This is a genomic window from Streptomyces sp. NPDC048612, assembly GCF_043199295.1.
GTDB lineage: Bacteria > Actinomycetota > Actinomycetes > Streptomycetales > Streptomycetaceae > Streptomyces.
Genome location: NZ_JBICVV010000068.1, coordinates 1 through 1157, shown reverse-complemented (window position 1 = coordinate 1157; position 1157 = coordinate 1). Strand labels below are relative to the sequence as shown.

Below are 1157 nucleotides of genomic sequence, written 5' to 3'. Positions count from 1 at the left end.
ACCGGGCGGCTGTCCCTGGACGCGCATCCCTGGCTCGCCGACCACGTCGTCGCCGGACGCGTCGTCGTCCCCGGCACCGCCCTTCTGGAGCTGGCGATCAGAGCGGGCGACGAGGTCGGATGCCGTTACCTGGAAGAGTTGACCCTCGAAGCACTGCTCGTCCTGCCCGACGAGAACGGTGTCCGGATTCAGCTCTCCGTCGGTTCCGCCGACGCCTCGGGTCGCCACATCGTCGCGATCCACTCCTCGCCCGGCGGTGAGGCCGCGGGCACGGCATGGATCCGCCACGCCACCGGTGTTCTCGCATCCACTGCCCCCGACGCGCCCAACGCCCACGCCACCCCCGTGGCCTCCGGCGCGACCGGTGCCTCCGGCGACACGGCGTGGCCGCCCGCCGGGGCCGAGCCCGTCAGCCTCGGTCACCTCTACGGTGACGGCGGCTTCGCGGCCGCCGGGCTCGACTACGGTCCCGCCTTCCAGGGCCTGCGCAAGGCCTGGCGGCTCGGTGACGAACTCTTCGCCGAGGTGACCCTGCCCGCCGAGGAAGCCGCGGAGGCGACCCGGTTCGGCGTCCATCCCGCTCTCCTCGACGCGGCCCTGCATGCCGTGGCCCTGGCCCAGGACACCGTGGAGCCCGGCACCGCACGGCTGCCGTTCTCGTGGAGCGCCGTCGACCTACATGCCACAGGCGCGAGCAGCGTGCGGGTCCGGCTCTCACCCAAGGGCCCCAACGGAGTGTCAGTGCTGGTGGCGGACCAGGCGGGAGCACCCGTCGCCACCATCGGCGCCCTCTCCTTCCGCCCGCTGATGCCAGAGGCCCTGAGCGCCGCCCAGCCCGAGGCGGCCGCCCACCTGTGGCAGCTGGAATGGACGTCCGCCCATACACCGCACGGCGCCGACGACTCCGGAGTCGTCGTGGCCGACGGCCTTGCGGACGTACGCCGACTTCTGCGGGACCCCGACCCGGTCGCCGACGTCGTGGTCGTGCCCACCCCCGCCGGCGCCGACGATGCCGCCGCCGTCCACGAGGCCGTCCTGGACGTCCTTTCCCTCCTCCAGGAGTGGCTGGCCGACGAGCGTTGCGAGGCGTCTTGCCTGGTCGTTGTGACCCGTGGTGCGCATGGTGGGGGTGATCTTGCGGCGGATGCGGTGTGGGG

Annotated in this window: 1 protein-coding gene; it reads left to right on the top strand. The window is 73.1% G+C overall.

Annotation, left to right across the window (positions count from 1 at the left end; all coding sequences use genetic code 11):
- Positions 1 to 1157 (top strand): polyketide synthase dehydratase domain-containing protein (locus ACGFN2_RS35900; protein ID WP_393367191.1); only part of this gene is annotated, 1157 nt, incomplete at both ends.